The organism is Sphingopyxis sp. (assembly GCF_050725655.1).
GTDB lineage: Bacteria > Pseudomonadota > Alphaproteobacteria > Sphingomonadales > Sphingomonadaceae > Sphingopyxis.
The window spans coordinates 32705-59664 of record NZ_JBOHHT010000121.1 but is presented as its reverse complement, the minus strand read 5'-3'; the positions used below and the strand labels follow the sequence as shown (position 1 = coordinate 59664).

26 protein-coding genes and 1 tRNA gene are annotated in these 26960 nt (G+C 64.9%); 12 read left to right on the top strand and 15 right to left on the bottom strand.

Going from position 1 to position 26960, the window contains the following annotated elements; all coding sequences use genetic code 11:
* Window positions 1-131: 131 nt before the first annotated feature.
* From ACREBX_RS19705 to astD, 8 genes are all read right to left on the bottom strand, one after another.
* Window positions 132-692 (bottom strand): hypothetical protein, encoded by a 561-nt coding sequence (locus tag ACREBX_RS19705; protein ID WP_431563428.1) that lies wholly within the window; start codon window positions 690-692, stop codon window positions 132-134.
* A complete protein-coding gene (locus ACREBX_RS19700; protein WP_431563427.1) occupies window positions 689-1264 on the bottom strand; it encodes a ComF family protein in 576 nt (191 codons plus the stop codon). Before ACREBX_RS19700 ends, ACREBX_RS19705 begins: the two co-directional genes overlap by 4 nt.
* Window positions 1265-1372: 108 nt before the next feature.
* On the bottom strand, window positions 1373-2173 hold the full coding sequence (locus ACREBX_RS19695) for a phosphoadenylyl-sulfate reductase (protein WP_431563426.1): 801 nt from the start codon (window positions 2171-2173) through the stop codon (window positions 1373-1375).
* On the bottom strand, window positions 2166-2579 hold the full coding sequence (locus ACREBX_RS19690) for a DUF934 domain-containing protein (protein WP_310254417.1): 414 nt from the start codon (window positions 2577-2579) through the stop codon (window positions 2166-2168). Before ACREBX_RS19690 ends, ACREBX_RS19695 begins: the two co-directional genes overlap by 8 nt.
* Window positions 2572-4203, bottom strand: coding sequence for a nitrite/sulfite reductase (locus tag ACREBX_RS19685; RefSeq protein ID WP_431563425.1), 1632 nt, complete (start codon window positions 4201-4203; stop codon window positions 2572-2574). Before ACREBX_RS19685 ends, ACREBX_RS19690 begins: the two co-directional genes overlap by 8 nt.
* Window position 4204: 1 nt before the next feature.
* Window positions 4205-4501 (bottom strand): DUF2849 domain-containing protein, encoded by a 297-nt coding sequence (locus ACREBX_RS19680; protein WP_431563424.1) that lies wholly within the window; start codon window positions 4499-4501, stop codon window positions 4205-4207.
* Window positions 4498-5286, bottom strand: coding sequence for a uroporphyrinogen-III C-methyltransferase (gene cobA / locus ACREBX_RS19675; RefSeq protein ID WP_431563423.1), 789 nt, complete (start codon window positions 5284-5286; stop codon window positions 4498-4500). Before cobA ends, ACREBX_RS19680 begins: the two co-directional genes overlap by 4 nt.
* Before the next feature lie 77 nt (window positions 5287-5363).
* Window positions 5364-6809, bottom strand: coding sequence for a succinylglutamate-semialdehyde dehydrogenase (gene astD, locus ACREBX_RS19670; RefSeq protein WP_431563422.1), 1446 nt, complete (start codon window positions 6807-6809; stop codon window positions 5364-5366).
* A gap of 154 nt (window positions 6810-6963) precedes the next feature.
* Here astD and ACREBX_RS19665 point away from each other — a divergent pair, with 154 nt between their 5' ends.
* The 4 genes from ACREBX_RS19665 to ACREBX_RS19650 all read left to right on the top strand — a co-directional run bounded on the left by ACREBX_RS19665 (window position 6964) and on the right by ACREBX_RS19650 (window position 10856).
* Window positions 6964-7869, top strand: coding sequence for an alpha/beta fold hydrolase (locus ACREBX_RS19665; protein WP_431563421.1), 906 nt, complete (start codon window positions 6964-6966; stop codon window positions 7867-7869).
* On the top strand, window positions 7866-9008 hold the full coding sequence (locus ACREBX_RS19660) for a glycosyltransferase family 4 protein (protein WP_431563420.1): 1143 nt from the start codon (window positions 7866-7868) through the stop codon (window positions 9006-9008). Before ACREBX_RS19665 ends, ACREBX_RS19660 begins: the two co-directional genes overlap by 4 nt.
* 99 nt (window positions 9009-9107) lie before the next feature.
* Complete coding sequence (locus ACREBX_RS19655) at window positions 9108-10511, top strand: NAD(P)H-dependent flavin oxidoreductase (protein WP_431563419.1); 1404 nt, start codon at window positions 9108-9110, stop codon at window positions 10509-10511.
* Between the two features lie 213 nt (window positions 10512-10724).
* Complete coding sequence (locus ACREBX_RS19650) at window positions 10725-10856, top strand: hypothetical protein (RefSeq protein ID WP_431563418.1); 132 nt, start codon at window positions 10725-10727, stop codon at window positions 10854-10856.
* 118 nt (window positions 10857-10974) lie between these two features.
* On the opposite strand, the gene ACREBX_RS19645 is transcribed toward ACREBX_RS19650, so the two are convergent.
* Entirely contained in the window at window positions 10975-11973 is a 999-nt protein-coding gene (locus ACREBX_RS19645) for a 2-hydroxyacid dehydrogenase (RefSeq protein ID WP_431563417.1), read from the bottom strand.
* Window positions 11974-12098: 125 nt separating this feature from the next.
* Between ACREBX_RS19645 and ACREBX_RS19640 the strand changes: the two genes are divergently transcribed.
* Complete coding sequence (locus tag ACREBX_RS19640; protein WP_431563416.1) at window positions 12099-12557, top strand: SH3 domain-containing protein; 459 nt, start codon at window positions 12099-12101, stop codon at window positions 12555-12557.
* Between the two features lie 46 nt (window positions 12558-12603).
* Here the strand turns inward: ACREBX_RS19640 and ACREBX_RS19635 are convergent, their stop codons facing one another.
* The 3 genes from ACREBX_RS19635 to ACREBX_RS19625 form a co-directional block, all read right to left on the bottom strand.
* On the bottom strand, window positions 12604-13002 hold the full coding sequence (locus tag ACREBX_RS19635) for a hypothetical protein (RefSeq protein ID WP_431563415.1): 399 nt from the start codon (window positions 13000-13002) through the stop codon (window positions 12604-12606).
* 131 nt (window positions 13003-13133) lie between these two features.
* Window positions 13134-13601 (bottom strand): hypothetical protein, encoded by a 468-nt coding sequence (locus ACREBX_RS19630; protein ID WP_431563414.1) that lies wholly within the window; start codon window positions 13599-13601, stop codon window positions 13134-13136.
* Window positions 13602-13883: 282 nt separating this feature from the next.
* On the bottom strand, window positions 13884-15071 hold the full coding sequence (locus ACREBX_RS19625; protein ID WP_431563413.1) for an acetyl-CoA C-acyltransferase: 1188 nt from the start codon (window positions 15069-15071) through the stop codon (window positions 13884-13886).
* Between the two features lie 159 nt (window positions 15072-15230).
* Between ACREBX_RS19625 and ACREBX_RS19620 the strand changes: the two genes are divergently transcribed.
* The 6 genes from ACREBX_RS19620 (at window position 15231) to ACREBX_RS19595 (ending at window position 21978) form a co-directional block, all read left to right on the top strand.
* On the top strand, window positions 15231-16685 hold the full coding sequence (locus ACREBX_RS19620) for a coniferyl aldehyde dehydrogenase (RefSeq protein ID WP_431563412.1): 1455 nt from the start codon (window positions 15231-15233) through the stop codon (window positions 16683-16685).
* Window positions 16686-16785: 100 nt separating this feature from the next.
* A tRNA-Leu gene (locus tag ACREBX_RS19615) sits at window positions 16786-16870 on the top strand.
* Window positions 16871-17307: 437 nt separating this feature from the next.
* Entirely contained in the window at window positions 17308-18735 is a 1428-nt protein-coding gene (locus tag ACREBX_RS19610; RefSeq protein ID WP_431563411.1) for an efflux transporter outer membrane subunit, read from the top strand.
* Complete coding sequence (locus tag ACREBX_RS19605; protein ID WP_431563410.1) at window positions 18732-20042, top strand: efflux RND transporter periplasmic adaptor subunit; 1311 nt, start codon at window positions 18732-18734, stop codon at window positions 20040-20042. The genes ACREBX_RS19610 and ACREBX_RS19605 overlap by 4 nt, the downstream gene beginning before the upstream one ends.
* The gene (locus tag ACREBX_RS19600) at window positions 20039-20770 is read left to right on the top strand and encodes an ABC transporter ATP-binding protein (protein ID WP_431563409.1); all 732 of its coding nucleotides are present in this window, start codon (window positions 20039-20041) and stop codon (window positions 20768-20770) included. Before ACREBX_RS19605 ends, ACREBX_RS19600 begins: the two co-directional genes overlap by 4 nt.
* 8 nt (window positions 20771-20778) lie before the next feature.
* On the top strand, window positions 20779-21978 hold the full coding sequence (locus ACREBX_RS19595) for an ABC transporter permease (protein ID WP_431563430.1): 1200 nt from the start codon (window positions 20779-20781) through the stop codon (window positions 21976-21978).
* A 21-nt stretch (window positions 21979-21999) separates the two neighbouring features.
* Here ACREBX_RS19595 and ACREBX_RS19590 read toward each other — a convergent pair whose 3' ends face one another.
* A complete protein-coding gene (locus ACREBX_RS19590) occupies window positions 22000-22251 on the bottom strand; it encodes a hypothetical protein (RefSeq protein WP_431563408.1) in 252 nt (83 codons plus the stop codon).
* Window positions 22252-22281: 30 nt separating this feature from the next.
* A complete protein-coding gene (locus tag ACREBX_RS19585; protein ID WP_431563407.1) occupies window positions 22282-25251 on the bottom strand; it encodes a DUF2339 domain-containing protein in 2970 nt (989 codons plus the stop codon).
* 184 nt (window positions 25252-25435) lie between these two features.
* On the opposite strand from ACREBX_RS19585, the gene ACREBX_RS19580 reads away from it, so the two are divergent.
* Window positions 25436-25852: a Rap1a/Tai family immunity protein gene (locus ACREBX_RS19580; RefSeq protein ID WP_431563406.1), complete on the top strand. Its 417-nt coding sequence runs from the start codon at window positions 25436-25438 to the stop codon at window positions 25850-25852.
* 51 nt (window positions 25853-25903) lie between these two features.
* On the opposite strand, the gene ACREBX_RS19575 is transcribed toward ACREBX_RS19580, so the two are convergent.
* A complete protein-coding gene (locus ACREBX_RS19575) occupies window positions 25904-26908 on the bottom strand; it encodes a LacI family DNA-binding transcriptional regulator (RefSeq protein WP_431563405.1) in 1005 nt (334 codons plus the stop codon).
* Window positions 26909-26960: the final 52 nt, after the last annotated feature.

Sequence of the window (26960 nt, the reverse complement as noted above, 5' to 3'; positions counted from 1 at the left end):
CGCCTGCACTTCGAGGCGAAGACGACGAAGTTCAGCGACCTTGCCGACGACAGCATGGCGTTCGAGGATTATGAGTGAGGGGTCATGTCTTTCACAATCGAGGTAGGACGACTACCGACTGCTTAGGTGATTTAGAGAACTAAACTGGACTGTCTCGCGTTATCGATGTCGCGCAAAGAACCGGCTAGCTTTACTTTGCGATTTATCTCGCTGAGCGCATCTGGTTCACATTTTTCGATAAGTCGCTGTACGTCGTCGCCGTTAGAGATGGTATAAAACTGCTTCTCCGGCCCGAAATATACCACCACTTTCTTATCGATTTTCAGCATCTCAAGAACGTTGCTGATCGAGCCAGGGCTTTTCCCATCCCATAACACAAGCCCGAAATCTGCATCTCGAGCCATCTCCTTATCTTTCAAAGTATAGAATTCTCTCCCTGTCGCGTGTGAAGGCGCTGGTACGCGTACGGTAGTCCATTCTCCAACGTTGTTTCGATAGTTAGTGCCGACGAAATAGACTGTAACGCTTGGGTATTGCCTGTCCGCGAGATAGGATTGCATCGCTTTGTCGGCGCCGTTCGCGTCGCCGACTATAATGTCAAAATTCTTTTCGAGTATATTATCGATGCGCTGCCGAATAGCATCATTTATGCGATTTATCTTACGCGAGCCAGAAAGGAAGACCTTGGTCATCGGTTGCTCCGTGTTTTTGTCATTGTGAGCACCGAAACTTTTTCGGCCTTGCCTTTGTCGTATAGAAGGTCGGTGACGACGCGCAGGGTCGTGCCTGATCGATACAGATCATCCACGAGAAGTATCTTTTTTCTCGAAACATCAGTGCCATTGGCCAGCTTGATAGCCTTTTGTAGACGTTCGACGCGTTCCACAGGATCGCTAATCCCTTTTAGTTCCTCATCGCCGTCGTTTGTAAAAAGGTGGGGCACAACCTTGACGCCCCGGCGTTCGCCCAAGGCATGCGCTATGAGTTCTACAGGCTGGAAAGGGCGTTTCTTGTTTGTAGGTGGGATCGGCGCGATATAGTCAAACTTCTCAATGCCCTTGATCTTGTCGAGCAAAGATACGATCTTCGACAGGCTCGCTTTGTCGTATCTGTATTTTAGCTGATAGACCAGCTCACCCATTTCGCTGCGCGTATTTTCGAAACGGTCATGACCAAATTCATCGACCCCTAGATGCGTGCTCGAAATGGTGTGCAGATCGAATGCCAAGCCCGAGTGCCACTTGCCTTCCAAAGAAATAGCCATCTTTTGCTCACAAAATTTCAATTGGAGGCAGCTTACCAGATTCGCTTGCGGAATCACGGAAATTTCTATGTTGCGTTGCTCGGGCAATTGCGCCGCGCCGCGCCGCGCTCAGAACGCCGGGTCGTTTGCGGGATCGTCGTCTATCGGCGTCACTTCGGTGTGGATGCCGCATTCGGTCTTGTCCCAGCCGCGCCAGCGGCCCGAGCGCGGGTCTTCGCCTTGCTGGACCTTCGATGTGCACGGCGAGCAGCCGATCGACGGATAGCCTTCGGCCTCGAGCGGGTGGCGCGGTAGGTCGTGCGCCTCGAAATAGGCATCGAGTTCGTCGCGCGTCCAGTTGGCGAGCGGGTTGAACTTCAGCCGGCCGGTCGAACCGTCGAGTTCGAAGCGCGCAAGGCCCTGCCGCGTCGACGACTGGAAACCCTTGCGGCCGGTGATCGAGGTGTCGAAATCGGCGAGCCCCTTTTCGAGCGGTTTGACCTTGCGGATTTCGCAGCAGCCGTCGGGGTCGTACGACCAGCGGAGTTCGGTTGCGTCCTTTGCGGCGAGGTCTTCGGCGTCGGGCGTCAGGTTGACGATGTTGAGCCCCAGCTTCGCGGCCAGTTCGTCGCGATAAGCGAGCGTTTCGGGAAAATGCTTGCCGGTATCGAGAAACAGCACCGGCATGTCGGGCGCGGCGCGCGTCACCAGATGGAGCAGCACCGCGCTTTCGGCGCCGAAGCTCGAGACGATTCCGGTCTCGCCCAGCAGGCCCGCGCCGATCACGCTTGTCACCACTTCGGCGGCGTCCTGGCCGCGGAAGAGGTTGTTGAGGCGAATGACGTCGGCCTGCGTGAAGCGCGGTGCTACGTCGATCCGGTCGCGGGTGCGGTCGTCGGAGCGTTTGGGGGGTGCGGTCTTGCTAGCCATGCCGCAATTTCCAGATCGGCACCGCGCCGTCGGCGGCGCCCTGATAATGTTCGGGCCAACGCGCGAGCGCCGCTTCGACATCGGCCGAATTGAGTTCCTTTTCGGGCGCGAAAGTATCGAAGCCGCAGCGCTTCATATAGGCGATCTGGTCGACGAGGACGTCGCCCTGCGCGCGCAGTTCGCCGGCATAGCCCGCCTCGCGCAGGATGCGCGCCGACGAATAGCCGCGGCCATCGCGGAACTTCGGAAACGCGACTTCGATCAGCGCAAGCCGGTCGAGATGCGGGATCAGCGCGCGCGCGTCCTCATCGGGTTCGAGCCGCACCGCGGTCGCGTTCGACTGCGACAGGAAGGCGTCGAGGGTGACCGCGGGTTCTTCGCCGTCGGAATGGATATGCTCAACCATAGATCGCCTCCTTGAAGGGGGCCATGCCGACGCGGCGGAAGGTGTCGACGAAGCGTTCGCCTTCGGTGCGCGTCGCAAGATATTTGTCGGTGACGCGCTCGATCGCATCGACGACGCCGTCCTCGTCGAAGCCAGGGCCGGTGATCGTGCCGAGGCTGACGTCCTCCGCGCCCGAGCCGCCGAGCGACAGCTGATAGTTTTCGGTGCCTTTGCGGTCGACGCCGAGGATGCCGATGTGGCCGGCGTGGTGATGCCCGCAGGCGTTGATGCAGCCCGAAATCTTGAGCTTGAGTTCGCCCAGTTCCTTCTGGCGGCCGAGGTCCGAAAAGCGCGTCGCGATCTTCTGCGCGACCGGGATCGAACGCGCATTGGCGAGGCTGCAATAATCGAGGCCGGGGCAGGCGATGATGTCGCTGATCAGGTCGAGGTTCGGCGTCGCGAGCCCCGCAGCATCGAGCGCCTGCCAGACCGCATAGAGATCGGCCTTGCGGACGTGCGGCAGTACGATGTTCTGCGCGTGGGTGACGCGCAGCTCGTCATGGCTGTATGTCTGGGCGAGGTCGGCCATCAGGTCGATCTGTGCCGAGCTGGCGTCGCCGGGGATGCCGCCGACGGGCTTCAGGCTGATGTTGACGATCGCATGGCCGGGCACTTTGTGCGCCGCGACATTCTGATCGACCCAGACCGCGAAGTCGGGATCGTTGCGGTCGATCGCGTCGGGGGCCGAGGCGTCGAACGGCGGCGGTGCGAACTGCGCGGCGATGCGGTCGAATTCGGCCTTCGGCGGGTCGATGCCGAGCGCCTTCACATGGACGAATTCTTCCTCGACCTGGCGGCGATATTCGTCGGCGCCGAGTTCGTGGATGAGGATCTTGATCCGCGCCTTGTAGATATTGTCGCGGCGGCCGTAGCGGTTGTAGACGCGCAGGCACGCCTCGGCATAGCTCAGCATGTCGTCCAGCGGCACGAAATCCTTGATCAGAGGCGCAATCATCGGAGTGCGGCCCATGCCGCCGCCGACGTAGAAGGCGGCACCGTGCTGCCCGTCCTTCTCGACGATCTGGATGCCGATGTCGTGGAGGCGCATCGCCGCGCGATCCTCGTCCGCCGCTATCACCGCGATCTTGAACTTGCGCGGCAAATAGCTGAATTCGGGGTGGAAGCTCGACCATTGGCGAAGCAGCTCGGCCCACGGGCGCGGGTCGGTGATTTCGTCCGCGGCGGCGCCGGCCCACTGGTCCGAGCTGATGTTGCGGATGCAATTGCCGCTCGTCTGGATCGCGTGCATCCCTACCGACGCCAGATCTTCGAGGATCGCGGGCGCATCCTCCAGCTTGATCCAGTTATACTGGATATTCTGGCGGGTGGTGAAATGGCCGTAATCGCGGTCGTACTTGCGCGCGATATGCGCAAGCATGCGCATCTGGCGGCTGTCGAGCGTCCCGTACGGCACCGCGACGCGCAGCATATAGGCGTGAAGCTGAAGATAGAGGCCGTTCATCAGCCGCAGCGGCTTGAACTGATCCTCGGTGATTTCGCCCGCCAGGCGGCGGCGGACCTGGTCGCTGAATTCGGCGACACGCGCGTCGACCATCGCATGGTCATATTCGTCATATTTATACATGTCAGATCACCCAGTCGCCGGCCGCGGGATCGGCGGGTTTTAACGTCAGGTCGGGGCGCACGGTCGGGCCGAGCGCGCGGATGCGGTCCTTGATATGCGCGGGGCGCGGGCCGTCGGCGGCTTGTTCGCCGTTGATGATATAGGGGGCGTTGACGCGGCGCGCGCCTTCCTCGGCGGCAAGGATCGCCTCGCCATGCTCGCCGACATCGGCGGCGTCCTCGATGTGCAGCGACCAGTCGCTACCCGTCCACCAGGTGACAAATCCTGTTTTCAGGTCATTGCCCGTGAGCAGCTTCATGTGAAATCCCTTATTTGTTCGGCAACGCCTGGTGCGCCGAGGCAGTCGAGCGCATCGGCGCGCGCCGCGACCTTGCCGACGATGATCAGTGCGGGGCTTTTAACTTTCTCGCGTGCAACAAGGTCGCCGAGATCGGTAAGCAGCGTGCGCAGGACGCGCGCCTCGGCGGTTGTGCCGCGCTCGATCACCGCGACGGGCAGATCGGGCGAAACGCCGTCGGCGATCAGCTTGTCGGCGATCGCGCTGGCGGTCGCGAGGCCCATGTAGATGACCAGCGTGCGGCAATGGCCCGCGAGCCCCGACCAGTCCTGATCGGTCAAATCCTTGCATTGGCCGGCGACGAAGCTGACCGCGCTGGCGTCCTCACGGTGGGTGAGGGGGAGGCCCGCCTGCGCGGCGCAGCCCGCAGCGGCGGTGATGCCGGGGACGACTTCGCAGGTGACGCCGGCTTCGCGCGCGGCGTCGAGCTCTTCGCCGCCGCGGCCGAAGATGAAGGGATCGCCGCCCTTCAGGCGCACGACCTGTTTGCCGGCGAGCGCTTCGCGGACGAGCAGTTCGTTGATCAGTTCCTGCTTCATCGTGTGGCGGCTGCGCTGCTTGGCGACGCTGATCCGTTCCACATGCGGCGGGATCAGCGCGAGGACACCCTCGCCGACGAGCCCGTCGTGGACCACCAGGTCGGCGCTTTCGAGCAGCCGCGCGGCGCGCAGCGTGAGCAGGTCAGGGTCGCCGGGACCGGCGCCGACGAGCCACAGCTTGCCAACAGGAGGGAGCGTCTTTTCCATGCACCGTAAATGGTCCGCGCCTGCCCGCATGGCAAAGCAGGCTTTTTTGACACCGGTGAAGGTAAAATTGGGGTGGCCTAATTGTAGTTCTTGAGCACCAGTTGCGAGCCTTCGGGATCGCGCAGGCCGACGCCGATCGAGGCGCGCATCGTATCGCTTTCCGCCGACGCCACCGGATAGGCGCAATAGTCGGCGGCATAGAAGGCGCTGGGCCGGTGGTTGCCCGACAGGCCGATCCCGCCAAAGGGCGCGGCGGAGGAGGCGCCATTGGTCGGGCGGTTCCAGTTGATCACGCCCGCGCGCGCATTGGCCCAGAACTGGTCGTAAAGCTGCGGCGTGCCGCCGATCAGCGACGCCGAGAGGCCGAAGGCGGTGTTGTTTGCCTCGGCGATCGCGGCTTCGAAACTATCGACGCGGATGACTTGCAGCAATGGACCGAACAGCTCGATATCGGGGCGCTCGGGCATGCCAGTGACGTCGATGATGCCGGGGGTCAGGAAGGGGCGGCCCGCGACAGGGCGGGTCATGTGGCGGATCACCTGACCGCCGTTCGACATCAGGACCAGAAAGCTTTCGGTCAGGCCGTCGGCGGCTTCGTTATCGATCACCGGGCCCATATAGGGGGCGGGGTCGGCGTGCGGATGGTCGACGATCAGCCGGCCCGCAAGATCGCGCACCTCCTCGATCAGCTTGTCGGCAAGGCTGTCGCGCACGATCAGCCGCCGCGCGTTGCTGCACCGTTGCCCGGCGCTGAGGAACGCCGACTGCACGACGATGATCGCGGCGGTGCGGAGGTCGGCGGTGTCCCACACGACGATCGGGTTGTTCCCGCCCATTTCGAGCGCGAGCATCTTGCCCGGCTGGCCCGCGAACTGGCGGTTGAGCGCGAGGCCGGTGCGCGCCGAGCCGGTGAAGAGCAGTCCGTCGATGCCCTCGTGTCCCGCGAGTGCCTTGCCCGTTTCGGGGCCGCCGACAATGAGGCGGAGCACGTCCTGCGGCACCCCCGCGCTGTGGAACAGCTCGACGAGCTTGGCCCCGACAGCGGGAGTTTTTTCGGACGGTTTGAACAGCACCGAATTGCCGGCGATCAGCGCCGGGACGATATGGCCGTTCGGCAAATGCGCCGGGAAATTATACGGGCCGAGCACCGCGACCGCTCCATGCGGCTTGTGACGCACCGCGTTGCGCAGCCCCATCGCGCCCTCGATGCGGCGATTGGGCGTGCGTTCGGCATAGGCTTTGACCGAAATATCGACCTTGTTCGTCACCGATTCGACTTCGGTGCGCGCTTCCCACAGTGGTTTTCCGGTCTCGCGCGCGATCAGGTCGGCGAACGCCTCGCCCTCGGCCTTCACGCGGTCGACGAAGCGGCGCAGCGTTTCGGTGCGGAAGGAGACGGGTTTTGCGGCCCATTCGGGCCATGCGCGGCGCGCGATAGCGACCTCGTCGTCGATATTGCTGACCGGACCGCGCCAAAGCTCTTCGCCGGTTGCGGGTTCGAAGGAAAGCAGGGTCTCGCTCATGCCGCTCGGCTCTTATCGGCGAAAGCCGGTGGCGGCAACCTGTCGCGGGCCTATGCGACGGATTGCTTGCGCCGCGCGGCGTGGTTGGCGATAGACGCGGGATGAGTCCCGCTTGCCGGGGCAGACGAAAAGCCAAGCAAGGGGACGTGCCATATTGGCCCAGCAGGATGCAAAGCAGGATGGGCGCCGCGACTGGTCGGACCAATATTGGTGGTCGTCCGATGGCGTCCGGCTGCACGCGCGCATCTATGCCGGACCGGAGGGCAGCGAAAGCGCGCCGCCGCTACTGTGCATGCCGGGCCTCGCGCGCAATGCCCGCGATTTCGAGGACCTCGCACCGCATGTTGCGCAATATCGCAAGATCATCGTGATCGAGTTTCGCGGGCGCGGCGAAAGCGCTTTTGCCAAGGATCCGATGACTTACGTGCCGCTGACCTATATGCAGGACGTCGTCGCGATGCTGGGCGAGCTGGGGATCGAGCGTTTTGCGACGATCGGCACCTCGCTTGGCGGGCTGGTCGCGATGTTGTTGGCGGCGGCGCTGCCGGGGCGGCTCGTCGGCGCGGTGCTGAACGACGTCGGCCCCGAACTCCAGACCGCCGGGCTGGAGCGAATCCGCGATTATATTGGTGCGGGCGGCAGCCAGCCGACGTGGATGCACGCGGCGCGCGCCTTCGCCGAACTCAACGGCGCGGTCTATCCGGGGTATGAAATCCACGACTGGCTGCGGCTGACGAAGCGCACGCACCGGCTGACCGCCGAAGGCCGCATCGTCACCGATTATGACAAGCAGATCGCGGCGCCGCTGCGCGTCCCCGGCGGCGGCGATGCGGCGATGGACCTGTGGCCGGTATACCGTGCGCTGGGCAATATCCCGCTGCTGATCCTGCGCGGTCAGCTGTCGGACATCCTTGCGCGATCGGCGGGCGAGAAGATGGTCGCCGAACTTCCGCGCGCGCGGCTGGTCGAGGTGCCGGGGGTCGGGCATGCGCCGACGATGGACGAGCCCGAGGCGCGGGCCGCGATCGATGCCTGGGCGGCGGAATTGCCCGCCGCGTGACCGGCAATCGTCCCGCTCGCCTGCTCCATCTCCATTCGAGCTTCTCGCTGGGCGGGAAGGAGGCGCGCGCCGTCCGGTTGATGAATTTGATGGGGCTGCGCGCGCGCCACACCATCCTGTCGGCGGTGCCAGAGGCTTTGGGCGCGCGCGATGCGATCGATCGGGAGATCGACGTTGCGTTTCCGGCCGACGCGCCCGCGCTGCATGGCAAGCCCGGACCCACGCGCTACCGCGATCTTGCGCGCTATATGCGCCAGTTCGACCTGGTCCTCAGCTATAATTGGGGATCGATGGACGGGGTGATGGCACACCGCATTTTTGCGTCTTTTCGCGGGCTTCCCCCGCTGATCCATCACGAGGATGGCTTCAACGAAGACGAGAGCATCAGGCGCAACTGGAAGCGGAACGGCTTTCGCAGGCTGGCGTTGCCGACCGCCGAGGCGCTGGTCGTGCCTTCGACTTTGCTGGAGCGCATCGCGGCGGACGAGTGGGGGGCAAAGCGGCGCACGCGATTGATCCGCAACGGGATCGACGTCGCCGCTTATGCAGATGCGCCTTCGGTGGCGATTCCCGGTTTCGAACGGCGCGAGGGCGAGGTGGTGATCGGCACCGTCGCGGGGCTGCGCAAGGTCAAGGACTTGCCGCGGCTCGTCCGCGCGGTCGCGGCGTTGCCCGCGCATGTCCGGCTGGTCATCGTCGGCGAAGGGCCCGAGCGCGTGGCGATCATAGCCGAAGCGGCTGCTTGCGGGATGGGCGAGCGGCTGGTGATGCCGGGCTTCATGGCGGAACCCGCGTGCTGGATCGGACATTTCGACCTGCTCGCGCTGTCGTCGCGCAGCGAACAGGCGCCGATTGCGGTGATCGAGGCGATGGCGGCGGGCTTGCCCGTGGTCAGCCCCCAGGTCGGCGACGTTGCGGCAATGGTGTCGGACGAAAACCGCCGTTTCATCGCTGCCGATGAGGCTGCGTTCCGCGGCGCCCTGACCGAACTCGCCGGCAATGCCGATCTGCGTGCGGATGTCGGCGCGGCCAATCGGCGCGTTGCCGCCGAACGCTTCGACGAATCTACCATGGTCGCCGGGTATGAAAATCTCTATGGTCGGGCGCTTGCAGGACGCCGCCTTTTCTCCGGGGATTAGGCGGCGCCCCCATTGACTTTCACGGCCGTGTTCCGCTTACGGAAACGGCCAAGGGGGCCGGTACGCGGGACGCGACCGGTGGAGAGAAAGAGATTTAGAATGTTCAAAGGTTTGAAGCCCATCCTTTATGGCGGACGCGAGGTCTGGCCGCTGGTCGAGGGTGGCAAGGGCGTGTCGGCGACCAACCATATGTCGAGCGGTGCATGGGCGGCCGCCGGCGGGATCGGCACCGTGTCGGCGGTCAATGCCGACAGCTATGACGCCGAAGGCAAGATCATTCCCCAGATCTATCACACGCTGACGCGCAAGGAACGCCACGAAGAGCTGATCAAATATGGCATCGACGGCGCGGTCGCGCAGGTCGAGCGCGCCTATGAGGTGTCGGGCGGCAAGGGCGCGATCAACATCAATGTGCTGTGGGAAATGGGCGGCGCGCAGCAGATTCTCGAAGGCGTGCTCGCGCGCACCAAGGGAATGGTCGCGGGGGTCACCTGCGGTGCGGGCATGCCGTACAAGCTCAGCGAAATCGCCGAGCGCCACAATGTGATGTACCTGCCGATCATCAGCTCGGCGCGCGCCTTTCGCGCGCTGTGGAAACGCGCCTATCACAAGGTGCCGCATCTGCTCGGAGCGGTGGTTTACGAGGATCCCTGGCTCGCCGGCGGCCATAACGGCCTGTCGAACGCCGAAGACCCGCTGGTGCCGCAAGACCCCTATCCGCGCGTCGCCGCGGTGCGCGAGACAATGCGCGCCGAGGGGATTGCCGACAGCGTGCCGATCGTGATGGCCGGCGGCGTCTGGTATCTGCGCGACTGGGAGAATTGGATCGACAATCCCGAACTCGGTCAGATCGTTTTCCAGTACGGCACGCGGCCGCTGCTGACCGAGGAAAGCCCGATCCCGCAGGCGTGGAAAGACCGCCTCCGCACGCTCGACGACGGCGATGTGCTGCTTCACCGTTTTTCGCCCACCGGCTTTTACTCGAGCGCGGTGCGCACGCCCTTTTTGCGCGATCTCGAAGCGCGCTCGGAACGCCAGATCCCCTATTCGAAGCAGGAAGCGGGCGATCATATCGTCCAGCTCGATGTCGGGGTGAAGGGCAAGAATTTCTGGGTCACTCCGCATGATCGGGCAAGGGCACGCGACTGGGCGGCCGAAGGCTATACCGAAGCGCTGAAGACCCCCGACAACACCGTCGTTTTCGTCACCGACGACGACAAGGCGGTGATCCGCAAGGACCAGACCGATTGCATGGGCTGCCTGTCGCATTGCGGCTTTTCGTCGTGGAAGGACCATGACGATTACACCACCGGCTACCTCGCCGACCCGCGCAGCTTCTGTATCCAGAAGACGCTGCAGGACATCGCGCACGGCGGCGACCCCGAGCAAAATCTGATGTTTGCGGGCCACGCCGCATTCAATTTCAAGACCGACCCCTTTTATTCGAACAACTTCACCCCGACGGTGAAGCAGCTCGTCGACCGGATTTTGACGGGGGATTAAATTCCTTCGTCATTGCGAGCGAAGCGAAGCAATCCAGAGTGGCCATGCGCGAACGTCTGCCAGCGGTTTATATCATGGCGAACCGGCGCAACGGCACGGTCTTACCGGTGTGACGTCGAACCTAGTCCAGCGTGTTTGGTAGCATCGCGAAGGGCTGGGGGCTTTTCGACGCGCTACGATTGCAAGATGCTCGTTTGGTTCGAGATGCATGCGATGATGGAAACCGCCATCGGGCGGGAGAAGCAGATTAAGGCGGGAAGCCGCGCTAAGAAGATTGCGCTGATTGAGACGGAGAATCCGCTTTGGCGCGACTTGTGGCTGGATATTCTCGACGGCAGCGAATGAACGCTCTGGATTGCTTCGCTACGCTCGCAATGACGGTGCATTAGGAAGCCTCGTCATTGCGAGGAGCGCAGCGACGAAGCAATCCAGAGCGTCATTGAACCGGCGTTGAGCGGCGAACCTAGGCCCACCCCTCCAGCACCTGATCGGGCGGGCGGTGGCCGTCGCACCAGGCGCGGATGTTGGCGATGACCTTTTCGCCCGAGGCTTCGCGGCCCTCGATCGTCGCCGATCCGAGGTGCGGGAGCAGCACGACATTCTGAAGCGCGAGCAGCGCGGGATCGACGGCGGGCTCGTGCGTATAGACGTCGAGCCCGGCGCCTGCGATGCGGCCGGTCTGGAGCGCGGCGACCAACGCCTTTTCGTCGACGATTTCGCCGCGCGCGGTGTTGATCAGATAAGCGGTCGGCTTCATCGCGCCGATCCGCGCCGCGTTGACCATCTCGTGCGTTTCGGCGGTGTGCGGACAGTGGATCGTCACGACGTCGCTGATCCGCAGCAGCGTATCGACGCTGGCGTGATAGCTCGCGCCCAATTCCTCCTCGATCGCTTCGGGCAGACGGCGGCGGTTGTGATAATGGATCGACAGCCCGAAGGCGCGGGCGCGGCGCGCCACCGCGAGGCCGATACGCCCCATGCCGATGATGCCGAGCAATTTTCCGCCGACGCGGTGGCCGAGCATCGCGCTCGGCGCCCAACCCGCCCATAGCCCCGAGCGCATCAGTTTCTCGCCCTCGGCCAGCCGGCGCGGGACGCTGAGGATCAGCGCCATCGTCATGTCGGCGGTGTCCTCGGTGAACACGCCCGGGGTGTTCGACACCATGATGCCCTTGGCGCGCGCGGCGGCGAGGTCGATATGGTCGACCCCGGCGCCGAAATTGGCGATCAGTTTCAGCCGGTCGCCCGCGGCGCCGATGATGTCCGCGTCGATCTCGTCGGTAACGGTCGGCACGAAGACATCGCAGTCGGCAACCGCGGCCTTCAATTCATCGCGGGTAAAAGCCGCGTCGCGCGCCGACAGCGACACGTCGAACAATTCGGCCATGCGGCCCTCGACATGCGGCATCAACTGGCGGGTAACGATGACGCGCGGGCGTTTCGGACGGGATGAATCGGGCATGGCCGCCGATAGAGCGCGCCGATGCGAAGGGGTCAAGGGGAAGTCGCGCGGATAACAGTGGACGGCGGACCGTTTGCGACGTGCGACCGGTTGATAATGCCCGCCGATTTTGACAAGGGTTGGTTATGACCAGCCGAAAATTTGCAATGATCTTGCTCAGCCTTGCCGTGGTGGGACCGGCATCGGCGCAATCCGACCCGCAATTGCCCTATTGGGCGTCGATCAGCGTCGACGAGGCGCGGATGCGCAAGGGGCCGTCGCCCCACGTCCCGGTGATCTGGGAGTATCGGCGCAAGGACCTGCCGGTCAAAGTCGTCGCGCGGTTTGAAACCTGGCGCAAGATCGAGGATCCCGATGGAACGCAGGGCTGGATGGCGGCGCGTTTGCTCAGCCGAACCAGGACTGCGATCGTCACCGCCGAAATCCGCCCGCTTCGCGAAGACGCCAGCGTTTCGGCGGGGGTTGCGTATCGCGCCGAGCCCGGCGTCGTCGGCCGGATCACCGACTGCAAGGACGGCTGGTGCCTGTTCGACGTCAAGGGCCGCAAGGGCTGGATCCAGACCGACCATATCTGGGGCGACTGACCGCGCTCCGAATATCGGCCGGTGGTCCCGGATTCGACTGCTAGGGTCAGCTCTTCTTGGGCGTGACGATCACCGCTGTTCCTTCGGGGTTTGTTGCGGTGAAGCTGCCATCCGCGGCAATGGGCGACAGGCTCCAGCATTCCTCGGCTTCGTCGCCGTCGGGATCGAAGCAATCCTTGCCGTCCTTGTGCACGAACTTGCCCTTTTTGACGGTCTTTCCTGTCGCATCGATGTCGGCATAGGTTCCGTCGGCGTTGATGACCGTCGAGGCCGTCGTGCCGTCGGCCATCTTGACGTCATAGCTGCCCGGCGCCGTCCCCGGGTTGGCCGCCGGCGCAGGCGCTGCCGTTTCGGCGGGCGCGGGGGCGGTATCCTTCGACTCTTCGGCTTTTTGCGAACAGGCCGACAGCGCGGTCAGCGCGGCCAGCAGGAGCAGCTTTTTCATGTCGACATCTCCCCACAAGAATTCGAGCAGGTTATGCCCTTCGTAAGCGTGCCGCAACGACAATCGCCGGGCGAAAAAGAGGGCCGATGGTTGCCCATCGACCCTCTTTGAAACGAAAGAATATCGATCGTTTAGCGGCGCCAGTTGAAGTGGTTGCGATAAACCTTCACGACCCGGCCATTGCGTTCATTGACGAGCAGCAGGTCGTTATAGTGGCGCACATAGGTCAGGTTGCGACCGGCGCGCGGCACGCCCCAGCGGCTGTCCCAGCTCGGACGATAGCTGGGCGCGTAATAGTTCGAACGCAGGGTCGAACCGATGCGGAACTGCTGATATTTGAACGGCGCGCGATAGTTTGAATAGCGACGATCCTGGCGCCAGTCGCGACGGTCTTCGCGCAGTTCCTGGCGCGCGTCGCGATATTCGCGGCGTTCTTCGCGCACATCGTCGCGGTCGCCATAGCGTTGGGCGTTGCGCAATTCGCGCTGCTCTTCGCGGACGTCGCGGCGATCTTCGCGGATCTCGCGGGTCTGGGCCTGCGCCATGGCGGGGACCATCATCGCGGCGATCAGGCCGGCGGTGAGAAATTTGCTCTTCATTGTGCCATTCCTTTTCAGTCGGTCAGGGGGAGGGGATCTGCCCGATGACAAGGATGGAATAGGCCGGCCCGTTTGAACGGAGCCGGAATGCGCCGTTTATTTTCAGGACATTAGTGTCGCAAAATGTCGCGGCATTGCGGTGGAGCGTTTCGCTTGCGAGTTGTTTGGTCGGAACCATTCCTCTTCGTCATTGCGAGCGAAGCGAAGCAATCCAGCGCGGTTACCGCACACTCTGGATTGCCGCGTCGCTTCGCTCCTCGCAATGACGAGAGAGTGATGGGTTCAGACGAGTTCGATCGCAACCGCGGTCGCTTCGCCGCCGCCGATGCAGAGGCTGGCGATGCCGCGCGTCTTGCCGTGGCGCTGGAGCGCCGCGATCAGCGTCGTGATGATGCGCGTGCCGCTGGCGCCGATCGGATGACCCAGCGCGGTCGCGCCGCCGTGGACGTTGATCTTCTCGTGCGGGATGCCAAGGTCGTGCATCGCGAACATCGCGACGCAGGCAAAGGCTTCGTTGACTTCGAACAGGTCGACATCGCCGATCGACCAGCCGGTCTTCGCGAGCAGCTTGTTGATCGCCCCGACGGGGGCGACGGTGAAATCCTTCGGCTCCTGCGCGTGCGCAGCGTGCGCGACGAGGCGGGCGACGGGCTTTGCGCCCTTGGCATCGGCGACCGACTGGCGCGTCAGCACGACGGCGGCGGCACCGTCCGAAATCGACGAGCTGGTCGCGGCGGTGATCGTGCCGTCCTTGGCGAAGGCGGGCTTCAGCGTCGGAATCTTGTCGGGCATCGCCTTGCCCGGCGCTTCGTCGGTGTCGACGATCACGTCGCCCTTGCGGCCCGCGATAGTGACCGGCGCGATTTCAGCGGCAAACGCGCCGTCGCTGATCGCGGCCTTGGCGCGGCTCAGCGATTCGAGCGTATAATCGTCCTGCGCCTGACGGCTGAGCTGATAGGCGTCGGCGGTGTCCTGCGCGAAAGTGCCCATCGCGCGGCCGGCTTCATAGGCGTCTTCCAGACCGTCGAGGAACATATGGTCATAGGCGGTGTCATGGCCGATGCGCGCGCCCGAACGATGCTTCTTGAGCAGATACGGCGCGTTGGTCATCGATTCCATGCCGCCCGCGACGATCAGGTCGACGCTGCCCGCGGCGAGCGCTTCGGCGCCCATGATCACGGTCTGCATGCCCGAACCGCACACCTTGTTGACGGTCGTTGCCTGAACCGACTTGGGCAGGCCCGCCTTGATCGCCGCCTGACGCGCCGGCGCCTGGCCGAGACCTGCGGGAAGCACACAGCCCATATAGATACGCTCGATATCGTCGCCCGACACGCCCGCGCGCTCGACCGCCGCCTTGACCGCCGTGGCGCCGAGATCGGTCGCGCTCGCGTCCGACAGGCTGCCCTGCATGCTGCCCATCGGGGTGCGGGCGTAGGAGAGGAAAACGACGGGATCGGTGGCGGTCATATCGAGAGACTCCGGTGGGGAAAGATACGTCGGCGGGTCGCTTAGCGTTTTTGCTGCACTTGCGAAAGGGGCAGGGAAGAGATGGGTGGCCCGTTTCATCTTGCAACCCGCCGCACGGCATGATCAAACACGCCCGCACAGGGTTAGGGGAGACGGGTCATGGCTAGCGCGATCAAGCAGGACATTGCCGGCGAAACGGCGCGCATGCACAAGGTGCTGGCGGCGCAGAAAGCGAGCTTTACCGCGGCGATGCCCGAAAGCCTGAGCGTCCGCACCGACCGCATCGACCGTGCGATCGCGCTGCTCGTCGATAATAAAGAGGATTTCGCGAAGGCGGTGAGCGAGGACTTCGGCCATCGCAGCCGCGAGCAGACGCTGATGACCGACATCATGCCCTCGGTCAGCGCATTGAAGCATGCGAAGAAGCATATGGCCGCCTGGTCGAAGGGCGAAAAACGCAAGCCGACCTTCCCGCTCGGGCTGCTCGGCGCCAAGGCCGAGGTCGTCTTTCAGCCGAAGGGCGTCGTCGGGATCGTCGCGCCGTGGAATTTCCCCGTCGGCATGGTCTTCGTGCCGATGGCGGGCGTGCTCGCCGCGGGCAATCGCGCGATGATCAAGCCGAGCGAATTCACCGAGAATGTCTCGGCGCTGATGGCGCGGCTCGTTCACGACTATTTCGACGAGAACGAAATGGCGGTTTTTACGGGCGATGCCGATGTCGGCGTGGCCTTCTCGAAACTCGCCTTCGACCATATGATCTTCACCGGCGCGACCAGCGTCGGGCGCCATATCATGCGCGCCGCGGCGGATAATCTGGTGCCCGTGACGCTCGAACTCGGCGGCAAGTCGCCGACCTTCATCGGGCGTAGCGCAAACAAGGATCTTGTCGGTCAGCGTGTCGCGCTCGGCAAGATGATGAACGCGGGGCAGATCTGCCTCGCGCCCGACTATCTGCTCGTCGCCGAGGATCAGGAAGGCGACGTGATCGACAGCGTCACCAAGGGCGCGGCCGCGCTTTATCCGACCTTGCTCGCCAATGACGATTACACCTCGGTCGTCAACACGCGCAATTACGACCGGCTGCAATCCTATCTCGCCGACGCACGCGAAAAGGGCGCCGAGGTGATCGAGGTCAATCCAGGCGCGGAGGATTTTGCGAGCTCGAACGGCCACAAGATGCCGCTCCACATCGTTCGCAATCCGACCGACGACATGAAGGTGATGCAGGAGGAAATCTTCGGCCCGATCCTGCCGGTGAAGACCTACAAGAATATCGACGACGCGATCGATTATGTGAATGCCAACGACCGCCCGCTCGGCCTTTATTATTTCGGGCAGGACAAGAGCGAGGAGGACCGCGTGCTGACGCGGACGATCTCGGGCGGCGTCACGGTCAACGACGTATTGTTTCACAACGCGATGGAGGATCTGCCCTTCGGCGGGGTCGGGCCGTCGGGGATGGGCAATTATCACGGGGTCGACGGTTTCCGCACCTTCAGCCATGCGCGCGCGGTCTATCGCCAGCCCAAGCTCGATGTCGCGGGGCTTGCGGGCTTCAAGCCGCCCTATGGCAAGGCGACCGCGAAGACGCTGGCGAAAGAGCTCAAGAAATAGCTTGGCAAAAGAGGGCGTCCCGGCTTATCGGGGCGGCCTTCCTGATCGTGGCTGGCCACGATCCCGGGAAGTCTTCGCATCTGGCTTTGTCAGGCGCGGAGCCCCTGTGGTGAAATTGGTAGACGCGCCGCACTCAAAATGCGGTTCCGCAAGGAGTGCTGGTTCGAGTCCGGCCAGGGGCACCAAAATCGGTCAAAACTGGGCACCACCCCGCCGGGGTGGCGGTCACCCCGAACGAGGGCATGCTCGAGCGCAAGTTTCGAGCCGCAGATTGCGATCTGGTCGTTGCCGAGACCGAGGTTCGGGCCTGTCCGACGTCGAACTCGGCCTGCGGATGCGATACGAGATCGTCCGCATACCGCGCGTTTCGCCCGCGCGGGCGGCGAGGATGCCGGCAGCGTCAGTCTGGTCGTCGGGGTGAAGGCGTGGTTCTAGCCCCGCCGGACGCGGGCCAATTGGGCTAGAGAATTAGAAATAGAAGAGAAATGGTTTCGATCCGGGGCGATTTGATATTGTCTCGCCCGGAAATTATGCCCATTCAATACATTATGGCCTCGCCGGTTTCACATGTGAAAAAGCCAAGGCTTCAACAGTTTTGAGGGGGCGAATACGAAAAGCTGGAATGCGGTGGCTGCTCGTTACGGCCCTTGCCGGCGGGCTTGCTGCCTGCGCCCCGACCACCATGCAGACCGCTCCGCGGCCCGCCATTGCCTTGCCAGACCATTGGTCGGCCGGCGCGCAGGCACTTCCGGCGGATGCCGCAAGCTATTGGACCCGGCTGAACGACCCGCTGGTCGATCGCCATGTCGAGCGCGCGCTGGCGAACAACCGCGACATCGTGCAGGCGGCCGCGCGCGTGGCGCAGGCGCGTGCGGGCGTGCGCGCAGCGCGTGCCAGCTTCCTGCCGCAGATCGACGCCTCGGGCGGCGTCCGGCGCAACGTCGGCGACCTCGCTGATGACCGGCTGCAATTCTCGCTCGGCGCCGACGCGCAATGGGAAATCGACCTCTTCGGCCGGATCAGCAACAGTGTCGCGGCGTCGCGCGCCGACCTCGCGGCGGCGGGCTATGGCCTTGCCGACTTGCGGCGGCTGATCGCCGGGCAAGTGGCGCAGGTAACGGTTTCGGCGCGCGCGCTTGCCGTGCAGCGCGCGATCGCGCGCGAAACGCTGACGATCCAGGACGAAAATCTGCAAATCGCGCGCTGGCGCCTGCAGGCGGGTCTCGTGTCCAGCCTCGACGTCGAGCAGGCCGCCGCGCAGCGCGCGCAGACCGCGGCGAGCATCCCCGCCCTTGAACGCGATTTCGCGCAGACGGCGAACACCATTTCGACGCTGATCGGCGAACCGCCCGGCGCGGTGCGCGCCGCGCTGGAAGCCGATGCCCGTCCGATCCCCGTTCCGCCCGAGGCGGCGGGGCTCGAAACGCCCGCGGCGATCCTGCGCAACCGGCCCGACGTGCGCCAGGCCGAAGCCGCGCTGCTTGCCGATACCGCGCGCATCGGCGTCGCGCGCGCGCAATTGCTGCCGCTCGTCCGGCTGACGGGCAATATCGGAACCTCTTCGTTCGGGATCGACAATCTGTTCGACGTCGTCACCGGCGGCCTATTCGCCGGGGTCGGCCAGCTTGTATTCGACGGCGGGCGCGCCCGTGCGCAGGTTGCCGGCGCCGAGGCTTCGGCGAAGGCGTCGCTCGCGGCGTGGGAGCAGGCGATCCTTGCTGCGCTCGAGGATGTGGAAAGCGCCGCGGTCGCGTCGACGGCGGCCCGCGAGCGTGTCCTTCTTTTCGGCACCGCGCTCGAGGCCGCGAACAACGCCGCCTTGCTCGCGCGCAGCCAGTATCAGTCGGGGCTGATCGATTTCCAGACGCTGCTCACTGCCGAGAGCCAATTGCTCGGCGCGCGCAACGCGCTCGCCGCCAGCGAGGCCGAGCGCGCCAATGCCTTCATCGCGCTGAACCAGGCGCTCGGCGGCGGGGTGAGCGACACGAATTTGGGTCCGGATAGCCTTGGTCCGGCCAACCTTGGTCCGGATGGGGGATTGCCACAATGACCGACACCGCAACCGAGCCGCAGGAACTCGACGAATTCCTCGGTGCCAAACCCCGCCCGCGCTGGCGGCGCTGGATGAAATATTGGCTGCCGGCGTTGCTGGTGCTCCTCGTGCTGCTCGGCGTCGCGACCTTTTCGCGCGGGGGCGGCGAACCGAAATATATCACCGAGGCGGTCGCCCAGCGTTCGCTGGTGCTCAGCGTGACCGCGACGGGCAATCTGCGCCCGACCAATCAGGTCGAGGTCGGGTCCGAAGTGTCGGGCAAGATCGACCATATCTATGTCGATGTGAACGACCGCGTGACGCAGGGGCAGGTGCTGGCGCAGATCAACACCGACGTGATCGAGGATCAGATCACGCAGGCGCAGGCCAATCTGAACGCGGCGCGCGCGCAGGTGGCGCAGGCGCAGGCGACGCTCGACGTCGACCGCGCGCAGCTCGCGCGGCTGGAGAATGTCTTTCGCATTTCGGGCGGCAAGGTGCCGTCGCAAGTCGAGTTCGATCAGGCCAAGGGCGCGGTCAAGCGCGACGTCGCAGGCGTCGCGGCGGCGAACGCGAACGTCCGCGCGGTCGAGGCGCAGCTGTCGTCGGCGATCACCAACCGCAACCGCGCGGTGATCCGCTCGCCGGTCTCGGGCGTCGTACTCGCGCGGCAGGTCGAGCCGGGGCAGACCGTCGCGGCGAGCTTCAACACCCCGACCCTGTTCATCCTCGCCGAGGATCTGTCCGCGATGCAGCTTCGCGTCGAAATCGACGAGGCCGATGTCGGGCAGGTGCGCGAGGGGCAGGGGGCGAGCTTCACCGTCGACGCCTATCCGGGCCGTCGCTTCCCCGCGCGCGTCGAACGCGTCGATCAGGCATCGAGCAACACCGCGTCGCAGGCGAGCCAGCAGGCGTCCGCGGCGACCGCGGGCAGCAACGCCGTCGTCAGTTACGAGGCACGGCTCGCCGTCGCCAATGCCGAGGGCGTTTTGCGACCGGGGATGACCGCCACCGCAACGATCGCCACCGGAAGCACGGGCAAGCAGCTTCTGGTCCCCAACGGCGCCTTGCGCTTCCAGCCCGACGCAAAGGAGAAGGGCGAGGCGAGCGTGCTCAATCCCGAAATCGGGCTCGAGCAGAATGAGCAGCGCGCGACGATCGGCGCGGGCAGCCGGCAGCGGGTCTGGGTTTTGCAGGCCGATGGCAAGCTGAAGCCGATCGACGTCGTTACGGGCGAGAGCGACGGACGCCTGACCGCGGTGACGTCGAAGCAATTGCAGGCGGGCATGAAGGTCGTGACGGGCAAGGCGGCCGCGCCCCAGTGAGCGCCGATCCGTCCTCGAAGCCACCGCTGATCGAACTGGAAGGCATTACCAAGACCTTCGGCAAGGGCGAGGCGGCTTTTCAGGCGCTGAAGGGCGTCGACATGCGCGTCGAGCGGGCCGATTTCGTCGCGGTGATGGGGCCTTCGGGTTCGGGCAAGTCGACGACGATGAACGTCCTCGGCTGCCTCGACGTGCCGACGAGCGGCATCTTCCGCTTTCGCGGGGTCGAGGTGCAGGCGCTCGATCGCGACCAGCGCAGCCTGCTGCGCCGCCGCTATCTCGGCTTCGTGTTCCAGGGTTTCAACCTGCTCGCGCGGACGACGGCGGTCGAAAATGTCGAACTGCCCTTGCTCTATCGCGGCGAGAAGAAGGCGGTGCGCCACGCCGCCGCGATGCGCGCGCTCGATCAGGTCGGGCTGGCGCCGTGGGCCGATCATACGCCCGCCGAACTGTCGGGCGGCCAGCAACAGCGCGTCGCCATCGCGCGCGCGCTCGTCACTGAACCCGCGGTGCTGCTCGCCGACGAGCCGACGGGCAACCTCGATACCGAACGCTCGATCGAGATCATGCAATTGCTCACCCGGCTCAACGGCGAGGGCATCACCATATTGATGGTGACGCACGAAGAGGAAATGGCCGCATTCGCGCGGACCGTGTTCCGGTTTCGCGACGGACTGGTCGAGAGCGTCGAGCATCGCACGCGAACTGCCGCCGGGGAGGCTGGCTGATGCTCGGCATGTTCGGCGCGACTTTGCTCCTCGCCTTCCGCGAAATCCGGCGGCACCTGCTGCGGTCCTTCCTGACGACGCTCGGGATCATCATCGGCGTCGCTGCGGTCATCACGATGGTGACGCTGGGCAACGGCGTAACCGCGTCGGTCAAGAGCCAGATCTCCTCGCTGGGATCGAATGTGCTGATCGTCTTTCCGGTCCGCGGCGATCGCGGCGCGCCGCGGCCGTTCAAGCAGGACGACATCGACGCCGCGCGAAACCAGATCGCCGGGGTCGAGGATGTGTCGGGCAGCGTATCCGCGAGCGCGACCGCCTTCCACAATGGGCAGAGCTGGCAGACGAGCGTGCAGGGCGTCGAAAATGCCTTCCTTCGCGCACGGTCGGTCGAGGTCGAGGAGGGGCGTAGCTTCTCGGCCGAGGAAGAGAGCGCGGGCAAGAGCGTCTGTCTGGTCGGCCCCAAGGTGCGGCAGGCGATCTTTGTTGCGGGTGCGAGCCCGCTCGGCGCGAAAATCCGGCTCGACAATGTCTCCTGCACCGTGGTCGGCATGCTGAAGGAACGCGGCGAGGGCGGCGGGCCCGATCAGGACAGCGACAATGTCGTGATGATGCCGCTCAAGACCGTGCAGAGGCGCTTTAGCGGCAACGACGACCTGCAATATTTCGTGATCAAATATGACAGCGCTTATTCGAGCGCGACGATCCAGGCTTCGCTCGTCGGGCTGCTGCGCGAACGGCGATTGTTACAGGGAACCGCCGCCAACGACTTCAACGTCGTCGACACCGCGCAGGTCAACCAGGCACTGGGCGCCGCGACCGGGGCGCTGACCGCGATGGTCGCGGTGATCGCGGGGATCAGCCTGCTCGTCGGCGGGATCGGTATTATGAACATCATGCTCGTCTCGGTCACCGAACGAACGCGCGAGATCGGCATTCGCCTTGCGATCGGCGCGCTCGCGCGCGAGGTCCAGCTGCAATTCCTGACCGAAGCCGTGGTCCTCTGCTGCTTCGGCGGGGTCGTCGGCATCGCGCTCGCCTTCCTGCTTTCGTGGAGCATGGCCGGGGTGATCGACGTGCCTTTCCTGTTCGATCCGCTGGTCAACGCGCTGAGCTTCCTGTTCTCGGCATTGATGGGGATCACCTTCGGCTTTTATCCCGCGCGGCGGGCTTCAAAGCTCGATCCGATCGACGCGCTCCGGCACGAATAGCTGCGCGGCATCACCTGAATTTCAGGCCCGCGTCGTTAGCCATCGGCTCGCTGCCAGCGCCAGAAAGCCGACGACAAGCCCGCAGAAGGCCGATCCGAGCCCGAACAGCGTCAGTCCCGATCCGGTGGCGGTGACCGCCGAACCCGTCTGGTCGGCCGAGGCGCCGAGGTTGCGCATCGCCTGGACGACGAGCGCGATCGTTCCGCCAAAACCGACGAGCGCGGCGATCAGCGCCGAGGACCAGGCCGGGACGGGGGGCAGGCTACGCAACATCGTTTCGATTCTCTGGCTTGTCGGGGTGCTTCAGGCCGATGCCGGAGCGGGATCGTCGCGGTCGGGGGCGAGCTGGCGGCTGTAGAGCCAGCCGATGCCGATCAGGCTGAAACCGAGCGCGACGAACGAGCCGATCCGCGCAAGCCCTTCAAGCCCCGAGGCGTCGAAGAGGAAGACCTTGCCCGCCGCGCCGATCATCAGCACCAGCGACGCGATGCGCCAGTCGTGGCGCTTGGCCCGGATGCCCCAGAGGAGGAAGCCGAGCGCGAGCGCGAGGAGGAGGATCGACCGCAGGATATTTTCCGCCTCGGTGACGCCCGGCTGGGCGAGCAGCGCGCCGTGGAACAGCTGGCGAAGCGTCGCCCACGCAAAGCCCACGACGAGCAGCATCGTTATAATCTGGATCGCGCGGTCGAGCTCTGCCGGTGTCCTGGCGAACAGCGCCGGCATCCGCGTCAGCCCCAGCCACGGCAGCATGAAGAGCGGGACGAGCAGGTTGACGAGCGGCCAGCCGCCGACCGCTTGCGCCGACCACAAGGGATTGTGCAGGATGAGGCCGTAGAAGAGCGCGTGGGCGGTGCTCGCGACAAGCAGCGGACGGGCGATGCCGGTCATCCCGCGCACCATCGCGAACCAGCCCGCGCCGATCAACAACGCTTCCCACAATAGCCGCTGAAGCATGCCCGTCGCGACAAAGTCCTCGCCCGCTATCGCAGCGAAGCCGATGCGATAGAGCGAATGGACGGCGACGCCCCCGACTATGGCGGCGAGGCTGAGGGCGGCGATCCACAGCCAACGCGGGAGTGCGCCGCGGATCAGCCAGACCGGTATCGCGAACAGCAATGCGGGAAGCAGCAGCCGCAGCAGCAACGGCTCGACCGTTAGCAGCGCGACGTCGAATTGCATCGGGACACCGACGAGCGATAGCGATGCTTTCGTCGACCAGAGGATCATCGGGAGCGCCGCCCACGCAAGGCTGAGCGCGGCAAGGCTGGCCGCCGCGCCGTCGACGCGGCGCAAGGCGACGCGCCGTGTGGCAAGAAGCACGGCCGCCCCGCCCAGCGCCGGAACGAGCATCAACGCGTTCGCGGGGACGAGCTGCGCGAACGCGCCGTAAGCGAATAATGCCGCGGCAATCTGACCCAGCCGGCGCAAGATGGCGCCTTCGCCGCGAACCGCGAACAGCAGCGCGGCGAAGGCAAGGCCGACCCAGCGGATTATCGCCATGCCGTCGGCGTTATCCGCACCCTCGAACAGCCGCGGCAGTTCGGCCAAGGCGCGCGATGTCGTGACCAGCGCGACCAGTGCGGCGCCGACGAAGCCCGCCGCGACGCGTTCGATGCGCGGGTCGAGCGCGGCCTTTGCGAAGAAGAGCAGCGCGGCTGCCACTGCTGCGATGCCAAGCGGCGCGAGCCACGCGGGAATGATGAGGAGAATGGCGAGCGCGAGCAGCGCGCCCACCGTCGCCGCCAGCCACGCCATACGGCCGTCGCTTGTTCGCCCTTCGACCTTCCAGCCGCGACCGATGGCGGTTGCGGTCAGCAGCGCGCCGCCGAGCGCCACCAAGGCGAGCGACCCGTCGGCGACACCCCAGAAATGCCATTTCGTCAGCGGCGCCGCAGCGATCGCGATCGCGCAAAGTTCAAGCGTCGGACGCAGCTTTCCGGGGATCGCCCACATCCGCACAAGGAGCGGCAGCGCGTGGATGATCAGCAGCGACAGTCCGATCAGGCCGAACCAGAAGGGCGTGGGATCGGGCCAGGCGACCAGCAGGGCCAGCGAGAGCAGCAGGCTGATCGCCGGAACGATCGCGAAGCCGCGCTCGCGCCAGGCAAGCCATTGCCCCGCGGCGGCGATGAGCACGAACAGGCCCCAGTGAAGCGGCACGAAGCCGCCATAGCCAACGAGCAGCGCCAGCTGGAGCGCGCCGACGACCGCGGAGGCGGCGCGCAGCAGCGTCGAACGCGGCCCCTCGAACGCCATCATCGGCAACGCGATCGCGAGAAGAAGGACAAAGCCGCCGATCGAGAGCGCCGCGGCGACATCGAGCGCCGCGCTCGCGAGGACCATCCATAGCCCCCAGCCGATTCCGCCGATCAGCGCGGCGAGCGCGAGCCACGGCCAGCGCCGCGCGCGCGCAACCCCGGCAAGCCCGGCAATCGTCAACGCGAGATAGACCGCGAGCAGCGGCACATTGGGTTCGACCGCTCCGACCATCGCAGGCGCCGCCAGTCCGCCCGCAAGGCCGAGCAGCGCGCTCGGCGGGCCGAACCGGAGCGACAGGCCGAGCGCTGCGGCGGTGACGAGCGCGAGCGCGAGAAAGGCGAGCAGCGGCCCGACCAGCTGATAGACGTTCGCCGCGACCATGATCGCGGCATAGAGCGTCGCGATGCCGGCGCCCGCAAGCGCCTGCGGCACGCGAACGTCGCGCAATTTTTCTTCGTTACGCCATGCATATTCGGCGCCGCCGATCAGTGCGAAGCCGAACAGCAGGCCCGCGACGATCTGCACGCCGGGCGTGAAGATGCGCGCAAAGAAGCCGACATCGATCGCATAGCGAACGATCAGGACGCCGGCGATTGCGAGGGTAAGTCCGCCGGCCCAGATCGGCAGCGTCTTTCCGAACAGATTCTCGAACCGCGATGCGAGATTGACGGTCCGTCCCGCCGCAGCGGGTGCCTTTGGCGGTTTCGGCGAAGGCGCCGCGGCAACGGCGGGTGCGGGCGGCGAGCTGATGGTGTCGGCCGTCTCGACGGGGGCGGCCGATCGCGCGGCGGGCGATACTGCATCGGCGGCGACGGCGGGCTGGCGCTGGACCGGAGCAGGAGCGTCGTGGATGGCTTCCACGATCTCCGCAGCATCCGCATCCCCGCGCTGCAGCGCGCCGATCCGCCTGGCCGCCTCCAGCAGCGTCGCCTCGGCGCGCTTCAACCGGCCGCGGGTTTCCATCAACAGGATGAACAGGACAATGATGGCCAGAAACACAAGGAAGTCGAACACGTTGATCCCTTCAGCCGGCAGTCCTAGCAGGCAGCGTGAGCAATTTCGATCTGTTTGGCAGGACTAATAGTTGGCGCATTTCAGGGCAGATCGATGTATCGGCCCGACAGCGCTTCATAACATTAGGTGCCAGCAGCACATCGGGTATATGACGCTGGTAGAGGAAAATCCCTGGGGAGGGCGAATGAAGCGGTTGATTGCTCCAGCCCTGTTCGTGGCACTGTCGCCGGCCGACGCCGCGGCCTTTCAGGCGCGCGAAAGCCTTGCCGGCGGCAATTCCTATTACAGCCAATGCGTCGCGGGTCCGAAGGATTATAGCGCTTGCATCGGGTATTTCATGGGCATCGCCGATGCGCCCGTCATGAACACGGGGAAATCGCCCGAAGAGGCTGTGTATTGCCCGCAGGCAGGCGCGACGTATGAGCAGTATCGCGACGTGTTTCACAAGTTCCTTCGCGACAATCCGCAGACCCGGCAATTGTCCACGCACCATCTGTTTCTGATGGCGATGAACGTCGCCTTCCCATGCACGAGCTCGCCCCATCTCTCGGTCGATCCGAACACCGGTGGTGTTTACATCTCGGTGCCCAAACCGCGATAGGATGGTGCGTCAACCAGGGCCGGACAGCCCCGCCAGAGCGCGGCGGCGCGGTCAGGCGCCGCAGGATTCGCGGACGATCAGGTGCGTCGGCAGATAGTCGAGAAACTGTTCGGAATGCGCGTCCATGACCTGCGACACGAGCCGGCGGCCCGCCTCCAGCGTATCCTGCTGGATCGTCGTCAGCGCGGGGGTGCTCAGCCGCGCGAGCAGCATGTCGTCATAACCGACGACCGAGACGTCCTTGGGGACTGACAAATTGGCCTTGCGCAGCGCGCGGATGGCGCCGAGCGCGATGAGGTCGCTCGACGCGACGAGGCCGTCGAACTTCCGACCGCGCGCGAGCAGTTGGCTGAGCGCGCGTTCGGCTGATTCGAAGCCGAAGTCGACGCGGATGTCGAGCGCGGGGTCCGCATCCAGCCCATTCGATTCAAGCGCTTCCAGATAGCCCTGGCGCCGCTGCATCGCCTCGGGATCGCTCGACCCCACGAAGGCGATCGCCTTGCGATCGAGGCGCGCGAGATGGAGCGTTGCGCGGCGGCCGCCGAGCACATTATCCGACCCGACCGAGCGATATTTCTGCCCGGGCAGGTGTGCGCCCCACACGACGAAATTGCTGTTCGCCTCGGCGAGCTGGTTGAAGCCGTCGTGGAGCATGCTTTGCCCAAGGAAGATCACGCCATTGGCGCGGCTGCTGTTCATCACGGCGATCAGGTCGTCGACATCGCGCGGCGCGGTATGGCTGACGGTAAAATCGCAGTCGCGCGCACGCGCTGCCTCGCCGATGCTCGCGAGCAGTTCGAGGAAGAAGGGATGCGACAGCGGCAGCGGGCGGCCGTGCATGTGCGGGGTGACGACGACGATCGACCCTTCGGCGCCCACCGGCGCGGCCGCCATATTGTTGCGGAAGGGATAATTATGCTCGCGCGCGAGAGCCCAGACTTTCTTCTTGGTATTCAGGCTGATCAGCGGATGGTCGTTGAGCGCACGCGACACGGTCGAGATCGACACCCCGGCCAGCCTTGCCAAGTCTTCCAATCTCGTATTGTTGGTGCCCATAATGATGCCATCCGTGTTTGACGTGGGGATGCGATAGCACAGGAAGGGGGAG